This is a genomic window from Arthrobacter sp. UYEF21 (assembly GCF_040546085.1).
Taxonomy (GTDB): Bacteria; Actinomycetota; Actinomycetes; order Actinomycetales; family Micrococcaceae; genus Arthrobacter.
Genome location: NZ_JBEPNF010000040.1, coordinates 1 through 3,919, shown reverse-complemented (window position 1 = coordinate 3,919; position 3,919 = coordinate 1). Strand labels below are relative to the sequence as shown.

Annotated in this window: 1 protein-coding gene and 2 rRNA genes; all 3 read right to left on the bottom strand. The window is 55.0% G+C overall.

All coding sequences use genetic code 11. The features are described 5' to 3' along the window. Nucleotides 1-67 precede the first annotated feature (67 nt). Nucleotides 68-184: ribosomal RNA gene (gene rrf / locus ABIB27_RS19170) — 5S ribosomal RNA — on the bottom strand. Nucleotides 185-418: 234 nt separating this feature from the next. Continuing rightward, a 23S ribosomal RNA gene (locus ABIB27_RS19165) occupies nucleotides 419-3,560 on the bottom strand. Between the two features lie 161 nt (nucleotides 3,561-3,721). Beyond that, the coding region (locus ABIB27_RS19160; protein ID WP_354254685.1) for a hypothetical protein at nucleotides 3,722-3,919 on the bottom strand (198 nt) is incomplete at its 5' end.

Here is a 3,919-nt window from a genome sequence, read left to right as displayed (position 1 = left end):
GGTGGGTGGTTAACGTGGGAGAGCCCCCGGACACGTGGTGTTCGGGGGCTCTCGACCGGTAATAGTGTTCCGGCGGTGACCTACTCTCCCACACCCTCCCGGGTGCAGTACCATCGGCGCTGTGGGTCTTAGCTTCCGGGTTCGGAATGGGACCGGGCGTTTCCCCCACGCTATGACCGCCGTAACCCTTGCTCCACACCCGCCTGGACACTGTTGGTCGTGGGGGTGGGAAATCTTGTGGTTACAACTTCCTCCCCTGGTGGGGGAGGTGTGGTGTTGTTATTTTGTTGTGTTTTTGTTCCCTGCAACAAATGGTTTTGTTGTTTGGGAACCACATAGTGGACGCAAGCAGTCTTGTTATCTTTGTACTCTCTGCTGGTGTGAACAGCTTTTGAAGTTCTGTTCACGAAGAGAGTGTGTGGTGTAAGTTATCGGCCTATTAGTACCGGTCAGCTTCACGAGTCGTTAGTCCTCGCTTCCACATCCGGCCTATCAACCCAGTGGTCTGGCTGGGGGCCTCTCACACACAAGGTGTATGGAAATCTCATCTCGAAGCGAGCTTCCCGCTTAGATGCTTTCAGCGGTTATCCCATCCGAACGTAGCTAATCAGCGGTGCACTTGGCAGTACAACTGACACACCAGAGGTTCGTCCGTCCCGGTCCTCTCGTACTAAGGACAGCCCTTCTCAAATTTCCTGCGCGCGCAGCGGATAGGGACCGAACTGTCTCACGACGTTCTAAACCCAGCTCGCGTACCGCTTTAATGGGCGAACAGCCCAACCCTTGGGACCTACTCCAGCCCCAGGATGCGACGAGCCGACATCGAGGTGCCAAACCATGCCGTCGATATGGACTCTTGGGCAAGATCAGCCTGTTATCCCCGAGGTACCTTTTATCCGTTGAGCGACGGCCATTCCACAATGTACCGCCGGATCACTAGTCCCGACTTTCGTCCCTGCTCGAGATGTCTCTCTCACAGTCAAGCTCCCTTGTGCACTTACACTCGACACCTGATTGCCAACCAGGCTGAGGGAACCTTTGGGCGCCTCCGTTACTTTTTAGGAGGCAACCGCCCCAGTTAAACTACCCATCAGGCACTGTCCCTGACCCGGATTACGGGCCGAAGTTAGATGTCCAAAGTGACCAGAGTGGTATTTCAACGATGACTCCACCCGAACTGGCGTCCGGGCTTCAACGTCTCCCACCTATCCTACACAAGCCACTCCGAACACCAATACCAAACTATAGTAAAGGTCTCGGGGTCTTTCCGTCCTGCTGCGCGTAACGAGCATCTTTACTCGTACTGCAATTTCGCCGAGTTTATGGTTGAGACAGCGGGGAAGTCGTTACTCCATTCGTGCAGGTCGGAACTTACCCGACAAGGAATTTCGCTACCTTAGGATGGTTATAGTTACCACCGCCGTTTACTGGGGCTTAAATTCTCAGCTTCGCCGCGAACGGCTAACCGGTCCTCTTAACCTTCCAGCACCGGGCAGGAGTCAGTCCGTATACATCGTCTTGCGACTTCGCACGGACCTGTGTTTTTAGTAAACAGTCGCTTCCCCCTGGTCTCTGCGGCCCCGATCCCCTCCCACCAGCGTGTGGTGTTCAAGGTTGGGGCCCCCCTTCTCCCGAAGTTACGGGGGCATTTTGCCGAGTTCCTTAACCATAATTCTCTCGATCGCCTTAGTATTCTCTACCTGATCACCTGTGTCGGTTTGGGGTACGGGCGGCTAAAACCTCGCGTCGATGCTTTTCTCGGCAGCATAGGATCACCAAATCCCCCCTCACGGGGGTCCCATCAGATCTCAGGCATCATGAACAGCGGATTTGCCTACCGTTCGCCCTACATCCTTAGACCGGGACAACCATCGCCCGGCTTGGCTACCTTCCTGCGTCACACCTGTTAATACGCTTGCCTCCCAGGATCAGGTCCCGCGCTCCACCAAAAACCACGTCACCACAAGGGCGGGCGGTCAGGTCTCGGGCGGTTAGTATCCCCTGTTCAACATGGACGGTTTTTCGCCGGTACGGGAATATCAACCCGTTGTCCATCGACTACGCCTGTCGGCCTCGCCTTAGGTCCCGACTTACCCAGGGCAGATTAGCTTGACCCTGGAACCCTTGATCATTCGGCGGACGGGTTTCTCACCCGTCTTTCGCTACTCATGCCTGCATTCTCACTCGTGTAGGCTCCACCGCTGGTTTACACCGCGACTTCACTGCCCACACGACGCTCCCCTACCACTCCAGACGCCTGAACCACAAGGGCTTAGCTAATATCTGAAATCCACAACTTCGGCGGTGTACTTGAGCCCCGCTACATTGTCGGCGCGGAATCACTTGACCAGTGAGCTATTACGCACTCTTTTAAGGATGGCTGCTTCTAAGCCAACCTCCTGGTTGTCTTCGCAACTCCACATCCTTTCCCACTTAGCACACGCTTAGGGGCCTTAGTTGGTGGTCTGGGCTGTTTCCCTCTCGACTATGAAGCTTATCCCCCACAGTCTCACTGCTGCGCTCTCACTTACCGGCATTCGGAGTTTGGCTGACGTCAGTAACCTTGTAGGGCCCATTAGCCATCCAGTAGCTCTACCTCCGGTAAGAAACACGCAACGCTGCACCTAAATGCATTTCGGGGAGAACCAGCTATCACGAAGTTTGATTGGCCTTTCACCCCTACCCACAGCTCATCCCCTCCATTTTCAACTGAAGTGGGTTCGGTCCTCCACGACGTCTTACCGTCGCTTCAACCTGGCCATGGGTAGATCACTTCGCTTCGGGTCTAGATCACGCCACTGCAACGCCCTATTCAGACTCGCTTTCGCTACGGCTTCCCCACACGGGTTAACCTCGCGACGTAACACTAACTCGCAGGCTCATTCTTCAAAAGGCACGCCGTCACAACTACTATGCACACAAGGTGCGGTTGCTCCGACGGATTGTAAGCACACGGTTTCAGGTACTGTTTCACTCCCCTCCCGGGGTACTTTTCACCTTTCCCTCACGGTACTGGTCCGCTATCGGTCATTAGGGAGTATTTAGGCTTATCAGGTGGTCCTGACAGATTCACACGGGATTTCTCGGGCCCCGTGCTACTTGGGATACTCTCCAGGCGGTACACAACATTTCGGTTACGGGGCTCACACCCTCTCTGGCCGGCCTTTCAAGACCGTTCACCTATGCCTGCACATCACACCCCACTGTCCCGGCAGAGACAGAACGGAAAGTCCCACAACCCCGACCATGCAACGCCCGCCGGCTATCACACATGGAACGGTTTAGCCTGATCCGCGTTCGCTCGCCACTACTAACGGAATCACTATTGTTTTCTCTTCCTGCGGGTACTGAGATGTTTCACTTCCCCGCGTTCCCTCCACGCACCCTATGTGTTCAGATGCGGGTCACCAGGCAACTCGCGTCCCTGGCGGGGTTTCCCCATTCGGACACCCTGGGATCACAGTCCGGTTATCGACTCCCCCAGGCTTATCGCAGATTCCTACGTCCTTCTTCGGCTCCTAATGCCAAGGCATCCACCGTGTGCTCTTAAAAACTTGACCACAAAAGATCAATTCAGAAATTTTCGAGAGAACCACAAAAACCACCCGGACACCACCACCACAACCACAAAGGCCACAGCAACAGCACGCCCGGACAGATCCAGGTTCATATTCTTGGAAATTGCTTCTTATAAAAGATGCTCGCGTCCACTATGTAGTTCTCAAACAACAACCCCGTGCCACACACCCCACACACCCCAGCCCGCAAGAGCCGAAACACGCATGATCGATGCAGCCAGGAAACCAGAAACAAACAAACCCGGCCAGAAACCACCACCACAAAGGCCATGATCCCCACCCGGCCCTGTTGCCTCAGGACCCAACAGTGTGCCAAACACTAAACCGCACAACCCCTCCCC